The sequence below is a fragment of the Pseudomonas sp. 05L36 genome (genome assembly GCF_056398125.1).
The window spans coordinates 1-24,907 of record NZ_JBFTOU010000040.1; the positions used below are offsets into that span (position 1 = coordinate 1).

The 24,907-nt window shown below is 62.2% G+C and carries 27 protein-coding genes; 18 read left to right on the top strand and 9 right to left on the bottom strand.

The window, feature by feature from the left end; all coding sequences use genetic code 11:
- From AC1DKH_RS27925 to AC1DKH_RS27970, 10 genes are all read left to right on the top strand, one after another.
- Window positions 1-381 (top strand): glycosyltransferase family protein (locus AC1DKH_RS27925; protein ID WP_477799944.1); only part of this gene is annotated, 381 nt, incomplete at its 5' end.
- A complete protein-coding gene (locus AC1DKH_RS27930; RefSeq protein ID WP_223462623.1) occupies window positions 378-656 on the top strand; it encodes a lipid-A-disaccharide synthase N-terminal domain-containing protein in 279 nt (92 codons plus the stop codon). The genes AC1DKH_RS27925 and AC1DKH_RS27930, both read left to right, overlap by 4 nt.
- A 3-nt stretch (window positions 657-659) precedes the next feature.
- On the top strand, window positions 660-2,069 hold the full coding sequence (locus tag AC1DKH_RS27935) for an ArnT family glycosyltransferase (protein WP_477799945.1): 1,410 nt from the start codon (window positions 660-662) through the stop codon (window positions 2,067-2,069).
- A gap of 150 nt (window positions 2,070-2,219) precedes the next feature.
- Window positions 2,220-3,392: an acyl-CoA dehydrogenase family protein gene (locus tag AC1DKH_RS27940; RefSeq protein ID WP_477799946.1), complete on the top strand. Its 1,173-nt coding sequence runs from the start codon at window positions 2,220-2,222 to the stop codon at window positions 3,390-3,392.
- The gene (locus AC1DKH_RS27945) at window positions 3,389-4,582 is read left to right on the top strand and encodes an acyl-CoA dehydrogenase family protein (protein WP_477799947.1); all 1,194 of its coding nucleotides are present in this window, start codon (window positions 3,389-3,391) and stop codon (window positions 4,580-4,582) included. The genes AC1DKH_RS27940 and AC1DKH_RS27945 overlap by 4 nt, the downstream gene beginning before the upstream one ends.
- 13 nt (window positions 4,583-4,595) lie before the next feature.
- On the top strand, window positions 4,596-5,378 hold the full coding sequence (locus AC1DKH_RS27950; protein WP_046042769.1) for an SDR family oxidoreductase: 783 nt from the start codon (window positions 4,596-4,598) through the stop codon (window positions 5,376-5,378).
- A 2-nt stretch (window positions 5,379-5,380) separates the two neighbouring features.
- Window positions 5,381-5,839 (top strand): MaoC family dehydratase, encoded by a 459-nt coding sequence (locus AC1DKH_RS27955; protein WP_477799948.1) that lies wholly within the window; start codon window positions 5,381-5,383, stop codon window positions 5,837-5,839.
- 29 nt (window positions 5,840-5,868) lie between these two features.
- Window positions 5,869-7,071: an acetyl-CoA C-acyltransferase gene (locus AC1DKH_RS27960; protein WP_477799949.1), complete on the top strand. Its 1,203-nt coding sequence runs from the start codon at window positions 5,869-5,871 to the stop codon at window positions 7,069-7,071.
- The gene (locus AC1DKH_RS27965; protein WP_477799950.1) at window positions 7,072-7,461 is read left to right on the top strand and encodes a nuclear transport factor 2 family protein; all 390 of its coding nucleotides are present in this window, start codon (window positions 7,072-7,074) and stop codon (window positions 7,459-7,461) included.
- Entirely contained in the window at window positions 7,458-7,892 is a 435-nt protein-coding gene (locus AC1DKH_RS27970; RefSeq protein ID WP_477799951.1) for a nuclear transport factor 2 family protein, read from the top strand. The genes AC1DKH_RS27965 and AC1DKH_RS27970 overlap by 4 nt, the downstream gene beginning before the upstream one ends.
- Window positions 7,893-8,084: 192 nt before the next feature.
- Here AC1DKH_RS27970 and AC1DKH_RS27975 read toward each other — a convergent pair whose 3' ends face one another.
- Window positions 8,085-8,582, bottom strand: coding sequence for an SRPBCC family protein (locus AC1DKH_RS27975; RefSeq protein ID WP_477799952.1), 498 nt, complete (start codon window positions 8,580-8,582; stop codon window positions 8,085-8,087).
- 13 nt (window positions 8,583-8,595) lie between these two features.
- Window positions 8,596-9,372, bottom strand: coding sequence for an SDR family oxidoreductase (locus tag AC1DKH_RS27980; protein WP_477799953.1), 777 nt, complete (start codon window positions 9,370-9,372; stop codon window positions 8,596-8,598).
- A gap of 273 nt (window positions 9,373-9,645) precedes the next feature.
- Here AC1DKH_RS27980 and AC1DKH_RS27985 point away from each other — a divergent pair, with 273 nt between their 5' ends.
- Genes AC1DKH_RS27985 through dmpG form a run of 4 tightly spaced genes read left to right on the top strand, consistent with a single transcriptional unit; the run spans window position 9,646 to window position 13,236 of the window.
- On the top strand, window positions 9,646-10,473 hold the full coding sequence (locus AC1DKH_RS27985; RefSeq protein WP_477799954.1) for an alpha/beta fold hydrolase: 828 nt from the start codon (window positions 9,646-9,648) through the stop codon (window positions 10,471-10,473).
- A complete protein-coding gene (locus AC1DKH_RS27990; protein WP_477799955.1) occupies window positions 10,470-11,261 on the top strand; it encodes a fumarylacetoacetate hydrolase family protein in 792 nt (263 codons plus the stop codon). The genes AC1DKH_RS27985 and AC1DKH_RS27990 overlap by 4 nt, the downstream gene beginning before the upstream one ends.
- Before the next feature lie 18 nt (window positions 11,262-11,279).
- Window positions 11,280-12,188 (top strand): acetaldehyde dehydrogenase (acetylating), encoded by a 909-nt coding sequence (locus AC1DKH_RS27995; RefSeq protein WP_477799956.1) that lies wholly within the window; start codon window positions 11,280-11,282, stop codon window positions 12,186-12,188.
- A gap of 13 nt (window positions 12,189-12,201) precedes the next feature.
- Entirely contained in the window at window positions 12,202-13,236 is a 1,035-nt protein-coding gene (gene dmpG / locus AC1DKH_RS28000) for a 4-hydroxy-2-oxovalerate aldolase (protein ID WP_477799957.1), read from the top strand.
- 65 nt (window positions 13,237-13,301) lie between these two features.
- On the opposite strand, the gene AC1DKH_RS28005 is transcribed toward dmpG, so the two are convergent.
- The 4 genes from AC1DKH_RS28005 to AC1DKH_RS28020 form a co-directional block, all read right to left on the bottom strand.
- The gene (locus AC1DKH_RS28005) at window positions 13,302-13,469 is read right to left on the bottom strand and encodes a hypothetical protein (RefSeq protein WP_007986291.1); all 168 of its coding nucleotides are present in this window, start codon (window positions 13,467-13,469) and stop codon (window positions 13,302-13,304) included.
- Window positions 13,470-13,813: 344 nt separating this feature from the next.
- Window positions 13,814-14,362 (bottom strand): ADP compounds hydrolase NudE, encoded by a 549-nt coding sequence (gene nudE, locus AC1DKH_RS28010; RefSeq protein WP_477799958.1) that lies wholly within the window; start codon window positions 14,360-14,362, stop codon window positions 13,814-13,816.
- Between the two features lie 87 nt (window positions 14,363-14,449).
- The gene (locus AC1DKH_RS28015) at window positions 14,450-15,580 is read right to left on the bottom strand and encodes a helix-turn-helix transcriptional regulator (RefSeq protein ID WP_223463218.1); all 1,131 of its coding nucleotides are present in this window, start codon (window positions 15,578-15,580) and stop codon (window positions 14,450-14,452) included.
- 136 nt (window positions 15,581-15,716) lie between these two features.
- The gene (locus tag AC1DKH_RS28020) at window positions 15,717-16,760 is read right to left on the bottom strand and encodes a 3-ketosteroid-9-alpha-monooxygenase, oxygenase component (RefSeq protein WP_477799959.1); all 1,044 of its coding nucleotides are present in this window, start codon (window positions 16,758-16,760) and stop codon (window positions 15,717-15,719) included.
- 146 nt (window positions 16,761-16,906) lie between these two features.
- Here AC1DKH_RS28020 and AC1DKH_RS28025 point away from each other — a divergent pair, with 146 nt between their 5' ends.
- The 4 genes from AC1DKH_RS28025 to AC1DKH_RS28040 all read left to right on the top strand — a co-directional run bounded on the left by AC1DKH_RS28025 (window position 16,907) and on the right by AC1DKH_RS28040 (window position 20,501).
- Window positions 16,907-17,746, top strand: coding sequence for an SDR family NAD(P)-dependent oxidoreductase (locus tag AC1DKH_RS28025; protein WP_477799960.1), 840 nt, complete (start codon window positions 16,907-16,909; stop codon window positions 17,744-17,746).
- Window positions 17,733-18,659, top strand: a complete 927-nt coding sequence (locus AC1DKH_RS28030) for an alpha/beta hydrolase (RefSeq protein WP_477799961.1) — start codon at window positions 17,733-17,735, stop codon at window positions 18,657-18,659. Before AC1DKH_RS28025 ends, AC1DKH_RS28030 begins: the two co-directional genes overlap by 14 nt.
- On the top strand, window positions 18,656-19,771 hold the full coding sequence (locus AC1DKH_RS28035; protein WP_477756062.1) for a 3,4-dihydroxy-2-butanone-4-phosphate synthase: 1,116 nt from the start codon (window positions 18,656-18,658) through the stop codon (window positions 19,769-19,771). Before AC1DKH_RS28030 ends, AC1DKH_RS28035 begins: the two co-directional genes overlap by 4 nt.
- Before the next feature lie 271 nt (window positions 19,772-20,042).
- Window positions 20,043-20,501 (top strand): REP-associated tyrosine transposase, encoded by a 459-nt coding sequence (locus AC1DKH_RS28040; RefSeq protein WP_477799962.1) that lies wholly within the window; start codon window positions 20,043-20,045, stop codon window positions 20,499-20,501.
- 359 nt (window positions 20,502-20,860) lie between these two features.
- On the opposite strand, the gene surE is transcribed toward AC1DKH_RS28040, so the two are convergent.
- The 3 genes from surE to AC1DKH_RS28055 form a co-directional block, all read right to left on the bottom strand.
- A complete protein-coding gene (surE, locus tag AC1DKH_RS28045) occupies window positions 20,861-21,838 on the bottom strand; it encodes a 5'/3'-nucleotidase SurE (RefSeq protein WP_477799963.1) in 978 nt (325 codons plus the stop codon).
- Window positions 21,839-21,917: 79 nt separating this feature from the next.
- Window positions 21,918-23,297, bottom strand: a complete 1,380-nt coding sequence (locus AC1DKH_RS28050; RefSeq protein WP_477799964.1) for a DUF1329 domain-containing protein — start codon at window positions 23,295-23,297, stop codon at window positions 21,918-21,920.
- A gap of 23 nt (window positions 23,298-23,320) precedes the next feature.
- Window positions 23,321-24,898, bottom strand: a complete 1,578-nt coding sequence (locus AC1DKH_RS28055; RefSeq protein WP_477799965.1) for a DUF1302 domain-containing protein — start codon at window positions 24,896-24,898, stop codon at window positions 23,321-23,323.
- Between the last annotated feature and the right edge of the window lie 9 nt (window positions 24,899-24,907).

Consider the following 24,907-nt stretch of genomic DNA (forward strand, 5'->3'; position numbering starts at 1 on the left):
GTGCAACTGGTCGCCGGGCATCGGGTCAATCGCCGTGATACGGCGAGCAAGCGCTACGCCTCGCGTTTCGCCAACAACCTGCGCCGCCGCCTGCTCAAGGACGCCACCCCGGACACCGGTTGCGGCCTGAAGCTGATCGAGCGCGCGGCATTCTTGCGCCTGCCGTACTTCGACCACATGCATCGCTATATTCCGGCGCTGATCCAGCGCCATAACGGCCGCATGATCGTGCACCCGGTCAACCACCGGCCACGCACGGCCGGGGTGTCGAAATACGGCAACATCGACCGCGCGCTGGTCGGCATTCTCGATTTGTTCGGTGTCTGGTGGCTGATCAAACGCACGCGGTTGAACACCATTGCCCAGGAGATTGAAGGATGAATCTCTCCCGCGAAGCCTTGTGGCTGATCGTCGGTTTTGCCGGCCAGATCGCCTTTACCGGGCGGTTTGTCCTGCAGTGGCTGTACAGCGAGTACAAGAAACGCAGTGTGATCCCGGTGAGCTTCTGGTACCTGAGCATCGTCGGCAGCACCTTGCTGCTCGCCTATGCCATTTACCGTGAAGACCCGGTGTTCATCGCCGGCCAGGCCTTTGGCTCCATCGTCTACTTTCGCAACCTGCAATTGATCAAAAAAAGCAAACACCTAAAGGAGTAGGTCATGCGCGGATCGTTATCGACCCGAAATATTACGTTGCTCGTGACTATCGCGATTGCGTTGCTGTTTTTCTGGGGACTGGGCAGCGTGCCGTTCCTCAGTGTCAACGAGGCCCGCCGCGCCGTCACCGTGCGCGAAATGCGTGAGGCAGGCAGCTGGCTGCTGCCTTATATGAACGGCGACTTGTACTTGTCCAAGCCGCCGTTTTTCTATTGGGCCGGCCTGGTTTCAACGGCGGTGCTGGGCAGCTTGTCCGAGTGGAGCGTGCGCCTGCCTTCGGCGTTGGCCGCCGCCTTGTGCTGTGTTGGCACTTATCTGTACGGCGTTCGGCAGGCGGGGCGACAGGTCGGTCTGTTCGCTGTGGTGTTCCTGGCCGCGAACGGTGCCTTCAGCCTGTTCGCACGGCGCTCGGAAATCGAGATGCTGTTGACCCTGCTGTGCTTCGGTGCGCTGTTGGCAGCCTGGCAGTTCATTTTCCTGCAAGGCCGGGTCTTGTGGAGTCGGCTCAGCTACGTGCTGCTGGGCTGCGCGCTGCTGACCAAAGGCCCCGTTTGCCTGTTGTGGGTGACGGCACCGATTCTGGCTTATGCGCTGATCTACCGTGATGCCCGGGCCAAGGCTTACCTGTGCGACGGTTGGGGCTGGCTGATTGCCGTGGTGCTGGGCAGTTCCTGGTACTTGGCGGTGTCGGTGAGTCAGGGCTGGGGCATCTGGGCCTCGATCATCAGCGAAGACATCGTGAAGAAGATCGACGGACAGGGCGCCGAAGCCTGGTACGCGTACCTGCTGTACCTGGCCGGGGATTTCTTCCCGTTCTGGCTGATCGTGTTCGTACAGCCGCGCAAGTTCTGGGCAATGATCCGCGCGCGCCGCGAGGCGGGCATGTTGCTGATTTGCAGCCTGTTGCCGCTGCTGGTTTTTTCCCTGTTCACCGAAAAGCATGGCAAATACCTGTTGCCGGTTTATCCGTCGATGGCATTGCTGCTGGCAATGCACTGGTCGGCGTTGCTCGAGGACCTGAAGGGGCGCTGGCGCACGGTCCTGGCCGTTGTGCCCTACGTGATGCTGGCCGGGTTCGTGGTGTTCTACATGTTCGTCGAAGCGCGGGTGCTGTCGCACCGGGTTGGCGGTCTTGAGCAGGTGGCCACGCTGGCCGACGGGCAGCCGGGGCAGAAGGCCTATACCCTCGGTGAGCCGGATATCCGTCTGGTCTATTACATGGGCCGGCCGGTGGCGCCGCTGACAGTGGCGCAGTTGCAGTCCGAGTCGCGTCCGGCTGGGCTGCTGTTTGTGCAAGAACCCCTCGCACCGGAACTGCAGAACCTTGCGTCGTGCCAGGTCGGTGAAATCAACCCGTACCTGAAACCGGACCGTTCAGCGTTGCTGGTGCGCATGGGCGGAGACTGCCGCTGATCGGCTTCCCGGCCGAACACACACGCCAGCACATCACCCGTTCGGACTAGGCAGGGCTAACGATTCTGTCGCGTCCGGCCGGCGCCAAACTTCATGCTCAAAGGGGTGTTGCGCCACGCGCGCCCCGCCAAACGAGCAGAAGGCGCCGCGATGGAGTTTGCATTCAGCGACGAACAGGAAATGATCCGCGCATCGGCCGAGGGCTTCCTCGCCGATGTCTCGGATTCTGCCGCCGTGCGCGCGGCTATGGTCAGTGAACGGGGTTTTGACGAAGCCCTCTGGCAGCGTCTGTGCCAGGAAATGTACTGGCCAGCGATTCACATCCCCGAAACCTATGGCGGCCTCGGCCTGGGCTTTGTCGAGCTGGCAATCCTGCTGGAACAGATGGGCCGGCGCTTGCTGTGCTCGCCGTTTTTCGCCACCGCCTGCATGGCCACGCCCGCGCTGTTGCTGGCCGCCAATGATGAACAGAAGCAGTGCTGGTTGCCGTCGATTGCCGACGGCAGCGTGACCGCAACGCTGGCGTTCAGCAGTGCCAATGGCTGGTCGGCCGACGTCGTTCAGGCAACGGTGGTGGCCGAAGGCGACGGGTTCGTCCTCGACGGCACCCTCAAGTATGTGCTCGACGGCCATGGCGCCGACCTGTTGATCATTGCCGCACGACAACCCGGAACCACTGGCGAAAAGGGCATCAGCCTGTTTGCCGTGAGCGCCGTACGCGCAGGCATCGAACGGCAGATGCTGCCGACCATGGACCAGACCCGCCGCCAGGCGCGGATCCAGCTCAAGGGCCTGTACCTTGAAGCCGACTGCCTGCTGGGTGAATTCGGCAACGGCTGGTCGCACCTTGAGCGAGTCCTGCAACTGGCCTGCATCGGCTTGGCTGCCGAGCAGACCGGCGGCGCGCAGCAGGTGCTCGACCTCAGCGTGGCCTACATGCAGGAGCGCCAACAGTTCGGTCGCCCGATTGCCAGTTTCCAGGCCCTCAAACACCGCGCCGCCGACATGATGCTGCAAGTCGAATGCGCGCGATCGGCCAGTTACTACGCCGCGTGCGTGGCCCAGGAAGTCCTCGACCCGCAGGGTAATCCGCAGGTCGCGGCCGAACTACCGCTGGCGGCGGCGCTGGCCAAGGCGCAGTGCTCGGAAACCTATTTCCATTGCGCGTCCGAATCGATCCAGTTGCACGGTGGCGTCGGTTTCACCTGGGAATACGACCCGCACCTCTACTTCAAGCGCGCCCGCGCCAGCGAGAGTTTCCTCGGGCTACCGGCCTGGCATCGCGAGCGGATTGCCGCGGTGATTCTGGGAGAGCAGCCATGAAAATCAGTTTCAGCGAGCAGGACGAACGCTTCCGTCGGGAAGTCGCCGACTGGATGCGCGCCAACCTCTGCGGTGAGTTCGAGGACCTGCGTTTTCGCGGCGGCCCGGGCGATGAGCATATGTTTCCCGAAGAGCGCAAAGTCTGGGAACGCAAACTCGCCGAAGGCGGCTGGACCTGTGTCGGCTGGGCGCCGGAGCATGGCGGGCGCGGATTGTCGATCACCCAGCAGGTGATTTTCAACGAAGAGTACGCCCGCTCCGGCGGCCCCGGCCGCATGGGCCATATCGGCGAAGGGCTGGCCGGGCCGACCATCGCCGCGTTCGGCACGGTCGAACAGCAACAGCGCTTTTTGCCTGGGATCGTCAGCGGTACGTCGTTCTGGTGCCAGGGCTATTCAGAGCCGGGCGCCGGTTCCGACCTGGCCAATGTCAAGACCCGCGCAACGCTGGATGAAGCGACCGGCCAATGGCTGATCAACGGGCAAAAAGTCTGGACCTCCCTGGCCCACGAGTCGGACTGGTGTTTTGTCATCGCCCGCACCGAACCGGGCAGCGTCGGCCATCGCGGTCTGTCGTTCCTGCTGGTGCCGATGGCCCAGACGGAAATCACCGTACGACCGATCGAGCAACTGACCGGCACCTCGGAATTCAATGAAGTGTTCTTCGACGATGCCCGAACCGACGCCACCAACATCATCGGCGCGCCGGGCGAAGGCTGGAAGATTGCCATGGCGCTGCTGGGTTTCGAGCGCGGTGTCTCGACCCTCGGCCAGCAGATGCAGTTTCAGAACGAACTCAATGAAATCATCGCCATCGCCAAGTCCAATGGCGCCGACCGCGATCCTATCCTGCGTCAGCGCCTGGCTGAGGCCTGGAGCGGGTTGCGGATCATGCGCTACAACTCGCTGCGCATGCTCTCGGGTAGCCAGGACGGATCGCTGCGCAAAGAGGCGACCATCTACAAACTGTTCTGGTCAACCTGGCACGCCAGCCTCGGCAAGTTGGCGATGGACGTCCTTGGCGCCGAAGCGGAATTGCTCGAAGCCGGGCCTTATCAACTGACCTGCTTGCAGTCGCTGTACCTGTTCAGCCGCGCCGACACCCTGTACGGCGGCAGCAACGAAATCCAGCGCAACATCATCGCCGAGCGTGCCTTGGGCATGCCCAAAGAGCCGCGTCCGCGCGCCTGAAAGGAGAGAGTTCATGTCTGTACCTCAATATGTTGAAGGTCGCGGCCTGCTGCGCGGCAAGTCGGTACTGATCACCGCCGCCGCCGGTGCCGGGATCGGTTTTTCCGCCGCCGTGCGTGCCGCCGAAGAAGGCTGCCGTGCGTTGATGATCAGCGATATCCATGAAGGCCGGTTGGCCGAAGCGGTGCTGAAGATCCGCGAAACCACCGGGCTGCAACAGGTCTTCGGCCAGGTCTGCAACGTCGCCGACGAAGCTCAGGTGCAACAGCTGATCGCCTGCGCCGAGCGTGACCTGCAAGGCGTCGATGTGCTGATCAACAACGCGGGCCTCGGCGGCTCGCGGTTGCTGGTGGACATGGCCGACGAAGAGTGGAATCGGGTCATCGACGTGACGCTCACCGGCACCATGCGCATGACCCGCGCCATGCTGCCGAAAATGATGGAGCGGCGTGCCGGGGTGATCGTCAACAACGCCTCGGTGCTGGGTTGGCGCGCGCAGAAAGAACAGGCGCACTACGCCGCCGCCAAGGCCGGGGTCATGGCGCTGACCCGCTGCGCAGCGGTCGAGGCGGCCGACTACGGCATCCGCATCAACGCGGTCAGCCCGAGCATTGCCCTGCACGATTTCCTGCGCAAATCTGCGCCCCAGGCAGTGCTCGATCAACTGGCCGCCAACGAAGCGTTCGGCCGCGCCGCCGAAGTCTGGGAAGTGGCCAACGTGATGATGTTCCTGGCCAGCGACTACAGCTCCTACATGACCGGCGAAGTGTTGTCGGTGTCCAGCCAGAGGGCGTGACCATGCCACGTATTTTCGACACGCCGATGGCCTTGTTCGACGCCGTGGGCGAATCACTCGGCGTCAGCGACTGGCTGCTGCTTGAGCAGGACCGCATCGACCGGTTCGCCGACGCCACTGGCGATCACCAGTGGATTCACGTCGATCCGCTCAAGGCCGCCAGCGGCCCGTTTGGCACCTGCATTGCCCATGGTTACCTGAGCCTGTCGCTGGTCAATCTGTTCTTGCCGCAGATCGTCGAAGTCCGTGGCCTGGCCATGGGCGTCAACTATGGCTGCGAGCGGGTGCGCTTCCCCTCGGCGGTGCGCGTCGGCTCGCGGGTGCGCGGCAGTGCACAACTGATCGCGGTCGAGGAAGTGAAGGGCGGTGTGCAGGCGACCGTCCGCGTCAGCGTCGAGATCGACGGCGAGGAACGTCCAGGCGTCGTGGTCGACACCATCAGCCGCTATTACCCGGCCTGACCTTCAACAGCATTTTCGAGGAATCCAGCATGAAAGAAGCCGTCATCGTATCGACCGCCCGTACTCCGATCGGCAAAGCCTTTCGCGGTGCGTTCAATGACACCGAAGCGCCGCAACTGGGCGGCCATGTGGTGCGCGAAGCCGTGCGCCGTGCCGGCATCGAGCCGGGTGAAGTGGACGACGTGATCATCGGCGCCGCCGCGCAGCAGGGTACGCAGTCCTATAACCTTGGGCGCCTGTGCGCAATTGCCGGTGGCTTGCCGGCATCGGTTGCCGGGATGGCCGTCGAGCGCCAGTGCTCGTCGGGCCTGATGAGTATCGCCATGGCCGCCAAAGGCATCATGTGCGACGAAATCGACATCGCCGTGGCCGGTGGCCTGGAGTCGATTTCCCTGGTGCAGAACAAGCACAAGAACCTCTTTCGCAACCAGTCGGCTTCGGTGATCGAGCTGGACCCGCACGCCTATATCCCGATGATCGAAACCGCCGAGATCGTCTCCGCGCGCTATGGCATCTCCCGCGACGAGCAGGACGAATACAGCTACCAGAGCCAGCTGCGTACCGCACAGGCCCAGAGCGCCGGGCGCTTCGACCGCGAGCTCGCGCCGCTGGCCAGCCGCCAGATGATCGTCGACAAAGCCACGGGCGAAACCCGCTATGAATCCGTCACTTTGCTGCGCGATGAGTGCAACCGCGTCGACACCACTCTCCAGAGCTTGAATGCGCTGGAGCCGGTGTGGCCGGGCGGTCAGTGGAGCGAAAAGGGTCGTTTCATCACCGCCGGCAATGCCTCGCAGTTGTCCGACGGCGCGTCGGCTTCGGTGTTGATGAGCGCGAAAATGGCCGAGAAACGTGGCCTGGAACCGCTGGGGATCTATCGCGGCATGGCCGTCGCCGGCTGCAATTCCGACGAGATGGGCATCGGCCCGATTTACGCCATTCCCAAGCTGCTCAAGCGCCACGGCCTGAGCATGGACCACATCGGCCTGTGGGAGTTGAACGAAGCGTTCGCCTGTCAGGTGCTGTACTGCCGCGACACCCTGGGCATTCCGGCTGAACGGTTGAACGTCAACGGCGGGGCGATCTCCATCGGCCATCCGTTCGGCATGTCCGGTGCGCGGATGGTCGGCCACGCGTTGGTCGAAGGCCAGCGTCGCGGTTTGCGTTACGTGGTGGTGAGCATGTGCATCGGTGGCGGCATGGGCGCTGCTGCTCTGTTCGAGGTGGTCTGAATGATCAGCGCACAACAGATTCAGGCGACCATGGCCCGCTACGTGGAGCTGGTGGATGCCGGCGACATCGACGGCATCCTCGCGCTCTACGCCAAGGACGCCACCGTTGAAGACCCGGTCGGTCACGCGCCGTTGCAGGGCATCGACGCCATCGCGCGCTTTTACCGTGAAGGACTGGGGGCGATGAAAGTCTCCGCAACCCAGACCGGCCCGGTGCGCGCGACACTCAACGGTTGCGGCGCGATGCCGTTCCGGGTCGACATGGAGTGGGGCGGGCAATCGTGCTCGCTGCATGTGATCGACGTGATGGAGTTCGATGCCGACGGCAAGGTCCGCTCGATGAAAGCCTTCTGGAGTGAGGTTAACGTGACCGCGCGAGGTGCAGCATGAACCTGGAGCAGCGGATCGCCCGTCTGGAAGCGCTGGAGGATATCCGCCAGCTCAAGCATCGCTACCTCAACGCCTGCGACCTCAAGCAGGTCGAGGTGATTGCCGACTGCTTTGCCGAAGGTGAAGTGCTGATCGATTACGGTCTGTTGGGGATCTTCCGTGAGCGCGACAGTTTTGTCGCGCTGTACCGCGAACTGGCTTGCCATGAGCGGGTGATCGACCTGCATCATGGCGCCAACCCGGAAATCGAGGTGCTGAGCGAGGATCAGGCCCAGGGCCGTTGGGCCCTGTGGTATTTCAACCTGGATGGCGAGAGCGGGGCGACGCGGCAGTTGGGTGGGTTCTATCAGGACCGTTACCAGCGTATTGCCGGCCAATGGAAGATCGTCGCCACCCGTTTTACCGCTCACTCGGAAGTGGCGCGTTCCTGAAGACGGCTCACTCAAGAGCTGGCCCCTGTGGGAGCGAGCCTGCTCGCGATGACGGCATGTCAGGCAACATCAATGTTGAATGTGCCGTCCCCTTCGCGAGCAAGCTCGCTCCCACAGTTTTTTGTGGTGACGCCGGCATTGCGAGTATCCCCAATCCCCTGTGGGAGCGGGCTTGCTCGCGAAGGCGGCGTGTCAGGCAACATTGATATTGGATATGCTTACAGCCATATCCGGATTCTGCGTCCGGCCGGTTTCGTAGTAGGCCTTGAGGTTCTCGGCAATCTGCCGCACAACTTTGTTGAAGGCTTTTCCCAAAAATAATTCCATCAGCCTGCCACCGCGCAGGCTGTATCTCATTTGCAGGGTGATGCGGGTCGCGTCGCCTTCGGCTTGCAAGGCATAACTGAAGCTCGCCTGGCGAAACGGAAAGGGCGAGTCATTGCCGCCCTTGTGCAGCCGCAACACGAACCCCTTGCCTTCCTGCCACTGCACCACGCTTTCATCCAGATACTGACCGCCCTTGCGCAACACCCGGCGACTGGCGCCGAGGCCTTCCGTTGCGCCTGGATGAAACTGGCAACCGGTCAGGCCCGGCACATAGTGCGGGGCGAGGCTCAGGTCGCGCAGTTTGGTCCATGCCGCTTGTGGGGACAGGTCAAGCCGTACACTGTGACTGGCAATCGCGGGCATGTCGGAGCTCCTCTTATGAATGGGATTGGGCCGCGTCGAGAAACGCCGGGCGTTCACCTGCGCCATGCACCGCGATGTCCGCGCCGCTGACATAACGGGCCAGCTTCGAGGCCAGGTACAGACAGGTGTCGCCAATGTCTTCCGGAGTTGCCAGGCGTTGCAACGGAATGGTCGCCGCCACCCGGGCAATGCCCGCGTCGTCACCATAATGCATGGCCGACTGCTCGGTGAGAATCAGCCCGGCGGTCACGGCGTTGACCCGCACCTTCGGCGCCCATTCCACCGCCAGCGAAGTGGTCAGGTTCAGCAGACCGGCCTTGGCCGCGCCATAAGCGGCGGTGCCGGGGGAAGGGCGGGTGGCGCTGACACTGCAGATGTTGATGATCGCACCGCCGTCGGTCTGGGCCTGCATCACCTGGTTGGCCTGCTGGCACAGGTTCAGCGGTGCAATCAGGTTCAATCGGATGATAGCCTCGCTGAAACGCGGCGAGGCTGTCGCGGCGTCGGCATTCGGTGACCCTCCGGCGTTGTTGACCAGCACATCGAGGCGCCCGAAGCGCTCGACGATTTGTGCGATCAAGCGCCCGGATTGCTCGACATCGCGCAGGTCGCAGGACAGGAACAGCGCCTCGCGCCCGGTGCTGGCCGGCAGGGTTGGCGGGGCTTCGCGACCGCAGATCACCACCTCGGCGCCGCAGTCGAGGAAGCACTGGCTGATGCCGCGCCCCACACCTTTGCCACCGCCGGTGACCAGTACCACTTTGCCGTGAAAGTCCATTGGATCAAGCATGGGAATTCTCTTTTTGTCGCTCGGGAATGCCGTCGATGCTAGGTCTGTGGTCCCTGTAATCCAACGTCCGATGAGACTAGGAACGGTGTAGGAGCGAGCTTGCTCGCGATGGACGTCAACGATAACGCGTAAAACCTGATGCCCCGCGCTGTCCTGGCCTCCTTCGCGAGCGAGCTCGCTCCTACAGGTGGGGGGCGTAGTCTTGTCGGACGATGTTGATCACCCGGTCCGTCGGAATAATCCGGCTACAACAACAGGCCGGGAGGACACCTTATGGGCGCTTCAGCGCAAGGGCACTTCGTTACGCTGCCGGATGGTTTGCAGCTGCACTATCGTGACGTCGGCAATGGCGAGCCGGTGATTTTCATCCATGGCAGCGGGCCGGGTGCCAGCGGTCACAGCAACTTCAAGCAGAACTACCCGGTGTTCGCCGAGGCCGGTTACCGGGTGATCGTCCCGGATCTTCCGGGCTACGGCGCTTCGGACAAACCCGACACTCTCTACACCCTGGACTTCTTTGTCGCAGCGCTGAGCGGTCTGCTCGACGCCCTCGACATCCAGCGCTGCGTGCTGGTCGGCAACTCCCTGGGCGGCGCGATCGCGATCAAACTGGCCCTCGACCAACCGCAGCGTGTCAGCCGTCTGGCACTGATGGCCCCCGGTGGCCTGATGGAAAAGGAACAGTATTACCTGCAGATGGAAGGCATCCAGAAAATGGGTGCGGCTTTCGCCAAGGGTGAGCTGAATGACGCGGCGGGCATGCGTCGCCTGTTGGCCCTGCAACTGTTCGATGAAAACCTGATCAGCGACGAAACGGTCAACGAGCGGGTGGCCGTGGTGCAACAGCAACCGGTGTGCGTGCTGTCGACCATGCAGGTGCCGAACATGACGTCGCGCCTGGGCGAACTGCAGTGCCCGATCCTCGGTTTCTGGGGCATGAACGACAAGTTCTGCCCGTCCTCCGGTGCCCAGACCATGCTTGAGCACTGCAGCAAAATCCGCTTCGTGATGCTCAGCGAGTGCGGGCATTGGGTCCAGGTCGAGCACCGTGACTTTTTCAACCGCCAGTGCCTGGCGTTTCTTCAGGAGGCCCGCGGATGAGCGTGCAATTGCGTCGTGAGTTCGGCGAAGAGCTTTATCAGGCGCTGCTCAGCGGCTCCACCCTGGCGCCGCTGACCGAGCGTTGGCCGTCGATCAACATCGAAGACGCCTATCACATTTCCCTGTACGCCATTGAGCGTCGGGTGGCGGCCGGTGACCAGATTGTCGGCAAGAAAATCGGCGTGACCTCGGCGGCGGTCCAGCAGATGCTCAACGTGCATCAGCCGGATTTCGGCTTCATCACGCGGCAGATGTCGTTCGATGACGATGCCCGGATTTCCCTGTCCGCCAACAAACTGATCCAGCCACGTGCCGAGGGCGAAATCGCCTTCAAGCTCAAACATGACCTGGTCGGCCCCGGAATCACCGAAGCCGACGTGCTGGCCGCCACCGAATACGTGATGCCGTGCTTCGAGATCGTTGACTCGCGGATTCACGACTGGCGCATCCGCATCCAGGACACCGTCGCTGACAACGCCTCTTGCGGCGTGTTCGTGTTGGGTGACAGCCAGATCGATCCCCGTGAACTGGACCTGCCCAACTTGCGCATGCGTGTGTTCAAGAATGGTTTACCCCTGAGCGAAGGCCTGGGTTCGGCGGTGCAGGGCAACCCGCTGACCGCCGTGGCCTGGCTGGCCAACACCCTGGGCGCTTTCGGCATTCCCTTCAAGGCCGGGGAAATCATCCTGTCCGGCTCGCTGGTGCCGCTGGAACCGGCCCGTGCCGGCGACCGTTTTGAACTGACCATTGATGGCCTGGGCAGTGCCCGGGTGTCTTTCTGCGCCTGACTTTTGGAGTTTGACCCAATGAGCAAAAAACTCAGAGCGGCCATTATCGGCCCGGGCAACATCGGCACCGATCTGCTGATGAAAATGTGCCGATCGGAATGGATCGAGCCGGTGTGGATGGTCGGCGTCGACCCAGAATCCGAGGGCCTGAAACGTGCTCGGGAAATGGGCATCAAAACCACCGCCGGTGGTGTCGATGGTTTGCTACCCCACGTGCTCGACGATGACATTCGCATCGCCTTCGATGCCACCTCGGCCTATGTGCACGCGGAAAACAGCCGCAAGCTCAACGAGCTGGGGGTGATCATGATCGACCTCACGCCAGCGGCCATCGGCCCGTTCTGCGTGCCGCCGGTCAACCTCAAGGAGCACGCGTCGAGCCTGGCGATGAACGTCAACATGGTCACCTGCGGTGGCCAGGCGACCATCCCCATGGTGGCGGCGGTGTCGCGGGTGCAACCGGTGAGCTACGGCGAAATCGTCGCGACGGTGTCCTCCGGTTCGGTCGGCCCGGGTACGCGGCAGAACATCGACGAGTTCACCCGCACCACCGCCGGTGCGGTGGAGAAGATCGGCGGCGCCCGACGCGGCAAGGCGATCATCGTGATCAACCCGGCCGAGCCGCCGTTGATGATGCGCGACACCATCCACTGCCTGACCGATGACGAGCCGAACCAGGACGCGATCCGCACCTCGGTGCTGGAGATGGTCCGCGAAGTGCAGCGCTATGTGCCCGGTTACAAGCTGATCAACGGGCCGGTGTTTGACGGGCGCAAGGTGTCGATTTTCATCGAGGTCGAAGGCCTCGGCGATTTCCTGCCCAAGTCCGCCGGCAACCTCGACATCATGACCGCCGCCGGATTGCGCACGGCCGAGATGTTCGCCGAAGAAGCCCACAAGGGCACCCTGCAACTGCCTGTCCGTTGAGTGGAGAAACGCCATGAATTTGCAAGGTAAGAGCGTCCGTCTGCACGACATGAGCCTGCGCGACGGCATGCACGCCAAACAGCACCAGATCAGCATCGAACAAATGGTCTCGGTAGCCACCGGCCTTGATGCGGCCGGTGTGCCGCTGATCGAAATCACCCACGGCGATGGCCTGGGCGGTGCGTCGCTGAACTACGGTTTCCCGGCCCACAGCGACGAGGAGTATTTCGCCGCGGTGATCCCGCAAATGAAACAGGCCAAGGTCTCGGCCCTGTTGTTGCCGGGGATCGGTACTCTCGACCATCTGAAGATGGCACACGAACATGGCGTGTCGACCATTCGCGTGGCGACCCACTGCACCGAAGCGGACGTGTCCGGCCAGCACATCGGCATGTCGGCGAAGATGGGCCTGGACACCGTTGGCTTCCTGATGATGGCGCACATGGTCAGCCCGGAGAAACTGCTGGAGCAGGCGCGCCTGATGGAGAGCTACGGCGCCAACTGCATCTACTGCACCGACTCGGCCGGCTACATGCTGCCCGATGAAGTGACGCAAAAGATCGGGACCCTGCGTACCGGGCTGAATGCCGGGACCGAAGTCGGATTCCACGGCCACCACAACATGGGCATGGCCATCGCCAACTCCCTGGCCGCCATCGAGGCCGGTGCTGCACGCATCGATGGCTCGGTGGCGGGCCTTGGCGCGGGGGCGGGCAATACGCCGCTGGAAGTGTTCGTCGCGGTGCTGGAACGCATGGGTGTCAACAGCGGCGTCGACCTGTACAAGATCATGGACGTGGCCGAAGACCTGGTGGTGCCGATGATGGATCAGCCGATCCGCCTCGACCGCGATGCGCTGACGTTGGGTTATGCCGGGGTTTACAGTTCGTTCCTGCTGTTCGCCAAGCGGGCTGAGCAGAAGTACGGGATTGCTGCTCGTGAGCTGTTGGTGGAGTTGGGGCGGCGCGGAACCGTGGGTGGTCAGGAAGACATGATTGAAGACCTGGCGTTGACTCTGTCGCGGGCCAGGTGTGTACTGCCGACCTGATTTTTCCGGCAACGAAAAAACCACCGATGATTCGGTGGTTTTTTTATGGCCGGTGGAAACCGTGCTCAAGGCAGCAGATTGCGCACCACGGGCGGATAACAGTTGATGGCCGCGCTCGAACAGCTGAAGTAGGCCGTGGTCGGTCGGTAGGCTTCATTCTTGAACAGTTGGCACAGGCTGGTGGAAGTACCCGCACAGAGGATGATGAACAGAGCACAAGTAGTTTTGCGCATGATGGGTCTCGACACGGTTTTATTGTTGTAGAGACAGGTTATGGCGCTAGCTCGCGAGTGGCTTCGTCCGAATGGACTAGCCAGTAAAGTCGAAACAGTGAGGTCCCTGTGGGAGCGAGCTTGCTCGCGATGGCGGAGTGTCAGGCGACAGGGATGTTGGCTGTGCCGGCCTCATCGCGAGCAAGCTCGCTCCCACAGGTTCAGTGGCTGGATGCAAAATCTGCGAACTACCCAAATCACTGTGGGAGCGAGCTTGCTCGCGATGGCGGTGTGTCAGGCGACATGGGTGTTGGCTGTGCCGGCCTCATCGCGAGCAAGCTCGCTCCCACAGATACTGATGGGTGTCAGGTGCGTCGGGCGAGGGCGCCCATGGCCATGAACAGTGCGGCAATCGCCCGGGCTTCGTGGAGTTCGCCGCGGGCCACCAGTTCGGGGATCTGCGCCAGGGGTACGCGCAGGCATTCCAGGGGTTCGGGCTCGTCGCCTTGCAGTTGGCAAGGGCTCAGTTGTTCGGCCAGTACCACCCGGTAGTGATGGCACAAGTGCCCTGGGGCCAGTGTCAGTTCGCCCAGTTCGGTGAGGCGTTCGGCACGCATGCCGACTTCTTCGCTCAGCTCGCGCTGCGCCGCCTGCAAATAGTCTTCATCGGGCTCGGCGCCGCCCTTGGGCAGGCCGAGAATGGTTTTTTCCACACCGACCGCGTATTCGCGCACCAGCAACACATGCTGCGGATCGGGCATCGCCACCAGCATCACCGAGCGATAACCGGTGCCGCGCAGGCGTTCGTAGACCCGCTGCTGGCCGTTGCTGAATTGCAGGTGCAGGGCTTCGATCTGAAAGTGGCCGCTTTGCGCCAGCAGTTCAGTCTTGAGGATAGTTGGGCAGTTGCGCATGGGGCAGTCCCCTGTTTGGGATAAAGACACTGTGCGCTGTACATCGGGGGCCGCCATCGTCCGAGCGGACGAGGGCGGCAATGACGGCTAGCCAAGGGTCGCCACGCTGCGCAGGATCAGGCGCACCAGCATGGTCTGGCGGGTCACGCCGGTCTTGGAAAAGGTCGAGCGCAGGTGGGCCCGCGAAGTGTTGCGGCTGATGCCCAGCTCTTCCGACGCTTCGTCGAGGGTCAAACCGTTGGCCAGCAGCATCGCCAGCTGGGTTTCCGCCGGGGTGAAGTCGAACAGCGCGCGAACGATTTCCTGCGGGGCGGTGGACTGTTGCTCCGGGTCGCTGATGAAAATCACCACGGTCGGGCACTGTTTGCCTTCGCTCCAGTCGGTCAATGGCACCGAGCGTACGATGATCCCCAGGTCCGCTTTGCCGGACGGCCGCTGCACGCGCAGGGCTTCGACCACCGACGGATTGCTGCTCTTTTGCGACAGCAGCGACTGTTTGACCAGTCGGCGGAACTCCTGGGTGTCCCGGGCCGTACCGACCTGCAGGCCATCGTTGACCAGTTTGATGCCGTCCTTTTCCTGGATCAGCCGGTCGGCGACCTGGTTGGTCTGCAGCACCTTACCTGATTCGTCGAGGATGATCGTGCCGACCGCCATCTGGTTCACCGCGCCGGCGTACAGGTTGCGCTCGGCTTCGATGCGGTTGAGCTGCATGTGGATCTTGATCGAACGTTCCAGGTGCGCAATGAAATGCGTGAGCATGGCCTTTTCTTCATTGCCGAAAGGCTTGTCGTCACGCCCGCGGCTGATGCGAATGCGGCACTGGGCGCCGTCGACGGTGTTGATGTCGGCACCGAGGATGTGGAACACGTCCACCGGTTCAAGGAAGTTCTTGTAGAACTCGGAATTCTGCCAGTCGTCGTTGGAGACGAACTCGGCGAGGGTCACGACCTGGCGGTTGGGCAGGTCGACAAATGGATCGAGGCTGAAAAAGTGTTTGTTGTACGACGCGGTCGCCTCGGTCGAGGTGCCGGTGGTGTTGACCATCAAGCCGTCCACGTGAGCGCTGGGCGGACGCAGGATGAAGGTCACGTACTTGCTGTTCAGATGCACATTGAGCTGATTGAGAAAAGTCGCCCAGGGAATGGTTTCCAACGGCCCCTGATAGAGGTTGCCGAGCAAATCACTGAACGTATCGAGGCTGAGACTCTGCTGCATGGGGAAAAACCGTTTTTATTATTAGCGTTGGCGGTGGCCGAGAATAAGCGCCGGTATCGGCTCCTTGCAACGCTCGGGCTCAGGGCCTGACCGGCGGCTGCCGGTCAGGCCCGGGGCGGGCGAAAAGCCGCTGATGTCAGACCCGTTCGCCGGCCCGCACGACAAACTTTTTGTGTTCGGCAACGTCGGCCGACAGCGCCTCGACGTCGGTGTAGAACTGCTCGTACCAACGGCGCAACTGATAGACCGGACCGTCGCCGTCACACAGCAGCGGGTTGTCGACGCGGGTCTTGCTGTGCCAGATGGCCACGTCTTCGTAGAAGGCTGCCTGCGCCTGCGCCACGTAGGCCTTGGCCATCGCCTGGTTCTGTTCTTCGCTGAGCCCCGGGATCTTCTTCACCAGCACGCCGTAGCGCAGGGTGAAGCTGTCGAGGTCGATCGGCACGTGGCAGTTGAGCAGGATCGAATGGATCGGCTGGCCGTTCATGGCGCCGTTCATTTCGGTGATCTGATAGGCCGGGCCGAAATAGGTGGCTTCGGTGGTCAACACGCTGTCGCCGGACAGGCGCTCACTGCGGGCGCGCATGATCTGGGTGGCCAGGTGGCCCTGGAAAATATTGATGAACTCTTCGACCGGCGCACCGTGCACAGTGCCGAAGTGCGCCATGTCGGCGATGTTGTCGATCAGTTCGCGGCAGTTGGTGCCAATCTGCAATTCGGCGACTTCCCACGCCGCCCATTCGTCGCTGTAGCAGGCGTCGATGCGCGGAATGCGTTGTTCCGGCAGCGGCGGATTGCCTTCGGGGTCATTCCAGACGAACAGCAGCTGGTTCTCTTCCATGATCGGCCAGCTCTTTATCCTGGCCCGCGGCGGAATGCGCTTGGCATAAGGGATGTCATCGCACACGCCATCGGCGCCCCAGCGCCAGGCGTGGAACGGGCAGCGGATCGAGTTGCCTTCAACGCAACCGGTGCTCAGGTCGGCACCCATGTGCGGGCAGTAGCCATCGAGGATATGCAGTTCGCCGTCTTCACCCTGGAACGCCACCAGACGGGTGCCGAACACCTCCAGGCGATGGGCCTTGCCGTCGCGGTATTGCGCGGCCAGGCCCAGGCAATGCCAGCCGCGGGCGTAACGGTCTTCCAGCAGTTTGGCTTCGATGCGGTGCAGGGTACTCATCTTATTATTCTCCCAAGGGATCACGGGTTTGGCGCATGTAACGGATTCTGCCGCCCCTGTAAAAGCAGGCATCGTCTGAATGGACGATGGCTGCTTCAAGCAGGCCCGCTCTACTGGCGCCATTGGACCCATGGCAGGAGTAGGCGATGAGTAATGAACAAGGGCCGGTAGCGGTGATTACCGGGGCCGCCAGTGGTATTGGCCGTGGCCTGGCCGAACACGCGGCGACGCTGGGCATGCGCCTGGTGCTGGCGGATCGGGATGCAGCGGGACTGCAAGCCCTGTGCGAGGAGTTGCAGGCCCGCGGTGTGCAAGCGATTGCCTGCGTTACCGATGTCGGTGATGTAACGCAGGTCGAGCGCTTGCGTGACCGGGTTGTCGAGCACTTTGGCGGGGTCGACCTGCTGTTTAACAACGCCGGCGTGATGCAAACCGGTTTCAGCTGGGAAATCACCGAGGCTCAATGGCAGCGCCTGTTGAACGTCAACCTTAACGGTGTGATCAACGGCATTCGCAGCTTTGTGCCGCTGTTGCTCAGTCAGGGCCGGCCAGCACACGTGATCAACACGGCGTCCCTTGCCGGGCTGGTCAGCAGTCCGTTGATGGCACCGTACAACGTGACCAAGCAGGCTGTGGTTGCGCTCTCGGAAACCCTGCATTACGAACTCGCGATGATCGGTGCGCCGGTGTCGGTTTCGGTGCTGTGCCCGGGGCCGGTCGCCAGCGAAATCATGGCCTCGAACCAGGTGGTGGACACTGCCGGATCCGACTTCAGTCAACTGCTCGACAGCACCGTTCGCCAGGGCATGAGCCCGGCGGAACTGGCCGCGCAAGTGTTCGCCGCCGTGGCGCAAAAACGCTTCTGGATTCTGCCCCACAAGAGTTTCAAACCGGCCCTTGAGCGTCGAGTACAAAGCATCCTGGGCGAGACCAATCCGCAGTTTCAAATGACTGACGTAGAGGACGATGCCCATGCCGCTCGATAAGCAGATCGCTGGAGTACTCCAGCAGTTTCGCGACATCCCGGAACCCGATTTCAGTCAGGTCGATGCCGCACAGTACCGGCAATTCTCCGACAACCTGCTGCCGGCCATCCCCGGCGAACCGATGAGCGAGGTGCGCGAGCTGCGGGTGGCCGGTGCGGACGGTGATCTGGACGCACGGCTGTACCGGCCATCGGAAGAACCCAACCTGCCGTTACTGGTGTTTTTCCATGGCGGCGGATTTGTCATGGGCAATCTCGATACCCACGACAATCTCTGCCGCTCGCTGGCCCGCCAGACCGAAGCGGTGGTGGTGTCGGTCGCCTACCGACTGGCCCCGGAACACCCGTTCCCGGCGGCACCGCTCGATTGTTATGCGGCCACCTGCTGGTTGGTCGAGCACGCGGCTGAACTGCGCGTCGATGGTAGCCGGCTGGCCGTGGCCGGGGACAGTGCCGGGGGCAATCTGGCGCTGGCGGTCAGTCAGTTGGCGGCACGATGCCAGGGGCCGAAGGTCAGTTATCAGTGCCTGTTTTACCCGGTCACCGATGCAGGTTGCAACAGTCAGTCCTTCGAAGACTTCGCCGAGAGCTATCTGCTTTCCGCCGGGATGATGCGCTGGTTCTGGCAGCAATATCTGCAAGACGTCGGGCAGGCGGATGATCCATTGGCCTCGCCGCTGCGCGCCGAGAGCCTGGCGGGATTGCCGCCAACGACCCTGATTACCGCCGAATTCGACCCGTTGCGTGATGAAGGCGAGGCAATGGCCGAGTGCCTGCGCGAGGCCGGTTTGCCTGTGCGCGTCCAGCGTTGTGACGGCATGATCCACGGCTTTGTCAGCATGGCGCCCTTTGTCGAAGGGGCGGCACATGCCTTGTCCGATGCGGCGGCCGACCTGCGCGGGGCACTCCAGTGAACGGCCTGGCTTTCAACACGGTACCGCAACTGATCGAAGCCATCGGCGCCGGGCAGATGGTGGTGATCACCGACGACGAACACAACGGCGAAGGCTCTTTGCTGATGGCCGCCGAACAGGCCGGGGCCGAGGCCGTCACGTTCATGGCGGTGCAGGCGCGCGGGCTGATTTGCCTGGCCCTGACCGAGCAGCGCTGCCGCGCCCTGGGCCTGGACCTGATGGTGCCCAACTCGCGGGCGCAACATGGCGTGGGTTTTACCCGCTCGATCGAAGCCGCCACCGGGGTGTCCACCGGCATCTCGGCGGCGGATCGGGCGCGCTCGATCCAGGTGGCGGTCGACCCGGCCAGCGTTCCGGCAGACCTGGTACAACCGGGGCATATCTTCCCGGTGCAAGCCTTGCCCGGTGGCGTGATGCAGCGGGCCGGACATGTCGAGGCCGCCTGCGACCTGACACGTCTGGCGGGCCTGCAACCGGCGGCAACGCTGGTGGGCATTCTCAACGAGGACGGCGAACTGGCCCGTGGTGCCGAGTTGCATGAATTCGCCCAACGGCATGGCCTGCGGATCGGCACCATTGCCGACCTGATTCACTACCGCATCCTGCATGAAGGCACGATCGAGCGCGGCGGCGAATACCCGCTGCATACCCGTCACGGCGAGTTCCAGGTGACCACCTATCAGGACACCTACCAGGGCGCGTTGCACCTGGCGCTGGTCAAGGGCCGGATCGACAGCACGCAACCGGTGCTGGTGCGGGTGCAAAGCATCGAGACGTTGCGCGATGCGCTGGGGTGTGAAAACGAGGGCGGGGCGCAACAGTGGACCCTCGAACGTTCGCTGGCCAGTATCGCAGCCGCCGGTAACGGCGTACTGGTGTTGCTGGCACAAAAGGAAACCGCCGAGGGCGTGCTCGAACAACTGCGTCAGCGCAACGCAGGCAAGCACCTGGCGTCACATTTTCCGCAACGGACCCTGGGCATCGGCGCGCAGATCCTGCGCGACCAGAACGTACGCAAATTGCGCCTGATGAGTTCGCCAGTGCCGTACAAGGCCGTGTCCGGATTCGATCTGGAAGTGACGGAGTTTGTGCCGTTCCAGCCAGCAGTCTGAAGCCAACACAAAACCCTGTGGGAGCGAGCTTGCTCGCGATAGCGGATTGTCGGTCGACATCTATTTTGAATGTGCCGGCCTCATCGCGAGCAAGCTCGCTCCCACAGGGTTAATGGGTGTATGCAATATCTGCGAGCAGCCGAAATCATTGTGGGAGCGAGCTTGCTCGCGATAGCTATCGATTGGTCACATCCAGTCAAAAGTTGACCCAACGCTCAAGCATCCACCGGTCTAGCCTTCCTTCTGAATTCACCACGGAGAGGGCAATGGAATGCCTGAATTACCCGCCTCACATCGCCTGCGCACAGGCCGCTATCCCGAACCCAACAGAATTTACCTGCTGACGAGCAACACGCTGGACCGACAACCGGTTTTCAAGGATTTCGGTTTGGGCAGGCTGGTCGTCAAGCAATTTCAATATGCACAGGAACAATACTGGGCGAACTCTTTAGCCTGGGTTGTCATGCCCGATCATTTTCATTGGTTGATCGAGCTGCAGCAGTGCTCACTCATTCAGCTGATGCAAAAAACCAAATCATTGAGTACGCGGGCCGTGAACATGTCCATCGGACGTAAAGGCAGCCTTTGGCAGCAGGGCTATCACGATCGGGCGTTGAGGCGGGATGAGGATCTGGTGAAGCTTGCTCGATATGTTGTCGCCAACCCGTTACGCGCGGGGTTGGTGGAGAAGCTGGGCGATTATCCGCTGTGGGACGCGATATGGGTTTGATCCGTAACCGCGTTGCCACCATCGTCGGAACGCCGCCCGGAGCAAGCTCGCTCCCACAATGATTTTTGGATACCCGTAGATGTTGCGTACACCCGCTAACCCTGTGGGAGCGAGCTTGCTCGCGATGGGGGGCTGTCAGGCGACATCAATGTTGAATATGCCGGCCTCATCGCGAGCAGGCTGGCTCCCACAATGATTTTTGGATACCCGCAGATATTGCGAACACTTGATAACCCTGTGGGAGCGAGCTTGCTCGCGATGGCGGAATGTCTGGCGACATCCATGTTGAATGTGCCGGCCTCATCGCGAGCAAGCTCGCTCCCACAATGGTTTTGTGATTAACACCGTTCCGCGCTGGATTAAGGCTTGATCCCGCGCAACATCTTCTTCGCCTGGTCCTGCACCGCCTCCGGCGCTGTCATGTTGCCGTCGATCACGGTGATCACCGCGTGGCCTTGCCATAGTTGATAGGCATCGGCCTTTTGCTGGACTTCGGTCGGTGTCGACGGCGGGGCCAGGTTGACGTGGACTACGCCGTCGGCGCCTCGCTGCGAGGTGAAGTTCACGCGATCCCAGTTGCCGATCGGCGCAAAGCTCACGCCTTTGACTTCATCGGGTTTCAGGGCCGGGTAGTTGAGGTTCAGGCCGCTGACACCCGGCAGGCCGAGTACGTTCAAATCACACTGATGTTTGTTCCTGGCGCAGGCCTGTCTGGCTTCTGTACCGGCCAGGCTCGCCTGTTCGATGACCTTCACGGCAAAGCGCGCCGTGTCGTCCATGGCGCCGAGGGTCTTGCGGTAGCCGGCTTGCTGGTCGCGGATGATCAGGTCCATGTCGATGCCCGTGGACACCGCCACCGCCGGAATCCCCTTGAACATCGCGCGCACGGCCGCGTTCAGGGTGCCGGACATCTGCGTCAGCGGGCCGACGTTTTCGCCGAAGTTGCTGCCCGACACCACCAGGTCTGGCGGCGAATCCTTGAGGATCACGTCCAGGCCGACGTTGACTGCATCCACCGGCGTGCCGATGGCGGAGGTTTTGCCGGCAGGTGCCGTGTAGCCCTCCGGTGGCCCGACGCAAAACTTGCCCGGCGCCAGTTCGGTCACCGCCAGGGCCTGGCCAGGCACGACCACGCTGGCCGCGCTGATGCCACTGCTGTCGTTCAACGGCCCGACCAGCGTGACCTTGTGCCCGGCGACAGTCAGGGCGCGGTACATCGCATCGATGCCGGGTGCGCGGCAGCCATCGTCGTTGGTCAGCAAAATGTTCAGGGCGTTGGCTTGCATCGACAAGCCAACGCTGGCCATGGCGATGATGCCGGCAAGGAGTTTGTTCATGGGGGAGTCTTCCGTGGGAGGAGCGGATTTGACAGAGCATGACGCCCCGACCAAATGAATCGGTCGGAGCGTCAGGGGTTTAGCGGGTGCCGAGTTGGCGCAGATTGCCAGGGGTGAATTCGTCTTCGGTGAAGGCGGTGGCATTGAGCTTGGCCGGTTTCTGATCGACCAGCATGCGGTCAACCAGGTAGGACCCGGCGATCAGGTCGTGGTAGATGCCGAGGCGAGCGTGGTAGCGCTGCATCTCGTAGGCGTAGATCGAAGTCTGCATGTTGGTGCGCCACAACTGGCCACGGCTGTCGTAGTTGTCGGCCAGGGTCGCGGACCAGCTGTCCTCGTCCAGGTACAGCACGCGCTTGGCGTACACGTGGCGGGCACCTTCCTTGAGGTCGGCCTGCAACACCCAGACGCGGTGCTTCTCGTAGCGCATGTACTGCGGATCGATGTGACCGGTGGTGGCCAGGATCTGGTCGGCCGTTACGCTTGGATCGTCGATCTTGTAGTTGTGGTACGGAATGTAGATCTCTTTCTTACCGACGATGGTCCAGTTGTAGCGGTCCGGTGCACCGTTGAACAAACGGTCTTCGTCGTACACGCGAAAACCTCCCGCACCTGTCGGCGAGTCGTAGCCCACGGTCGGCGCGCGACGTACCCGGCGTTGACCCGGGCTGTACTGCCAGGCCTGGCGGGGGGAGGAGGTCGGGTTGATGAATTCGTGACCGACCACGATCTCGCCTTTCTTGCGCACCGGTTCCAGGGTGGTGATCAGGAAGTTGGTGAGCACACCGTTGGCCGTCTCCAGGGATTTGTCCGGACTGGACCAGATCGAGAAGATCTTGTAGTTGACCTCTTCGAGCACCTTTTCCTTGTTGGCGTACACCACCGCCTGGCTGTAGTTGGCCTCTTCAGTGTTGGCGCGCGACTGCAAGGTATGGTTGAACATCAACTCGCTGCCGTTCTTCGGGATCGGGAACGGCGAGGCACCCCAGGCGTTTTTCGTGTCGTTGTTGTCATTGTCGAGTTCGGCAGTGACGGCGTTTTTCTTGATCAGGTCTTCCATGCGCTGATCGAGGCGGAAGTCGCGGTGGCTCGGGTACACCGGGATCTTGAAGGTATCAGGGTAACGTTTGAGCAACGCTTTCTGGCCATCGGTCAGGTTGCCTGCGTACTTGTCCATGTTCTTCGAATCGATCACGAACAGTGGTTTTTCCGCGGCGTACGGGTCCGGATACGGGGTGCCGGGGCCGGCGTACTTGAGACCCGGTGGCAGACCGCGCCATTTGCCGGACCAGGCCGGGATGCTGCCGTCGGCGTTGCCGGCTTTTTCGGCGCCCATCGGGGTCAGGTCCTGGCCCAGGCGTGCGGCTTCTTCGGGACTGACCTTGGCGTACGCCAGGCCACTGCCGAGCAGGCCGACGGTCAGCGCGGTGCTCAATAATGTTTGGGTGAATCTGGACATGCTGTGCTCCTCCGACAGGGGAATCAGAACCGGTACTTGAAGTTGAGCGCGACGTTGTCGCGGTCGGCCAACGGGCTGTTGTTGGCGTTGCCGAGGTAGGCGTTGTAGCGGGCCTCGACGGTGAAGTTGCCGAGGTAGCGCCACGAACTGCCGATGCTGGCGCGGTTATCGTTCTGGCCGGCGTTGATCGAGCCGACCATCGAGCTGTCGCCGTGGGCGGCGGCGCTGAAGGTGACAGGCACCGACATGTCCCATCCGCTGAACACGTTGTTGTAGTCAAAGTTCGCCTGCACCGTGTAGCCCCAGGCATCGCGGTCATAGACCAGGCTGTCGGTTCCCGGCAGCGCGAAGCCAGGGGCCAGGGTCACTGGCTGCGACTTGTCGTTGCTGACCACGGTGTTGTAGACCACTTCGCCGGTCAGGCTGGTGTTGTCGGCGAAGAAGGTCGGGCCGAGCACGTAGATCATCGACGTTTGCGCTTGCACGGTCTTGCCGCGCACGGGGCTGGAGAAACCGTTGTCGACCATTACCGGCGTACCGTCGCGGTAGCTGACTTCACCGGCCCAGCTGACGTCGCCCAGCACCGTGGCGAAACTCGCGCCGAACAGGTCGATGTTGTCGAAGTAGCGCACCTGATAGCGGCCCAGGGTCGATGCGAAGTCCAGCGACGGGGTCTTGTCGTGATAACGCGCGTAGTAGATGCCGAACTCGGTGTTGTTCAGCGACTCGGCGGCGTAGGTGAAGGCCAGACCGTACTGGCCGCTGTCGCTCGGTTTGTCGTCCTTGAGGCGGGTGACGAAACCGGAGGCGTCGTTGAAACCACCCTCATCGATGAAGTCGGTGGTGGAGAAGTAGCTACCCACGCCGAACAACTCGGTTTTCTCCCATTTGTATTGGTAGTAGGCCTGGATACCCAGGCTTTCGGTCAGGGCGAACTGGGTGAACAGTTGGCCGACCGGCAGCAGGATTTCCTTGACCTCGACGCCCGGAGTGGTCGCCTTGGTCGCGTCCACCGGGCTCTGGGCCGCGGAAATACCCGGGTAGAACAGGCTTTCACCCCAGCTCACCACCTGGTTACCCAGGCGCGCGTTGAGGGCGTGGCCGCTCACGTCCCAGGTGCCATAGGCGTAGTAATCGAGCATGCGCAATTCATTGCGATGCTGGTCGATGGTGTCCTGGGAGAAACGGTCGGGCTGGCTGCAATGGCCGCCGGCGAAGCAGTTCGAGGTACCGGTGGTGTTGTCGTTGTCCTGATCGTAGACGTTGTCATAGAAGCCCGTCGCCCGGACGAACACGCCGTAGTCGTCCTGCCACTTGATGTTGGCTTCGGTGAGAAAGCCGCTGCGGTTGTTGATCAGGCTGCCTTTGTCGAACGCGTTGTCGCCGTCGTTGCCGTTAGCGTTCGCGGTCAGTTTGTGATCGCGAGCCTCGGTCCGCCAGGCGAGGCTGTACGTCAGAGTGGTGTCCCAGTCGATGCTCAAGTCTTCGCTTGGCTGAAAGCTCATGGCGTTAACGTGAGCGCTCAATCCGCCAGCCAGCATCAATAGAACAAGCTGTGTGCGAGGGTGCTGTGTTGGTGGGGCGATTATTGTTTTTATCATGTCGTCCTC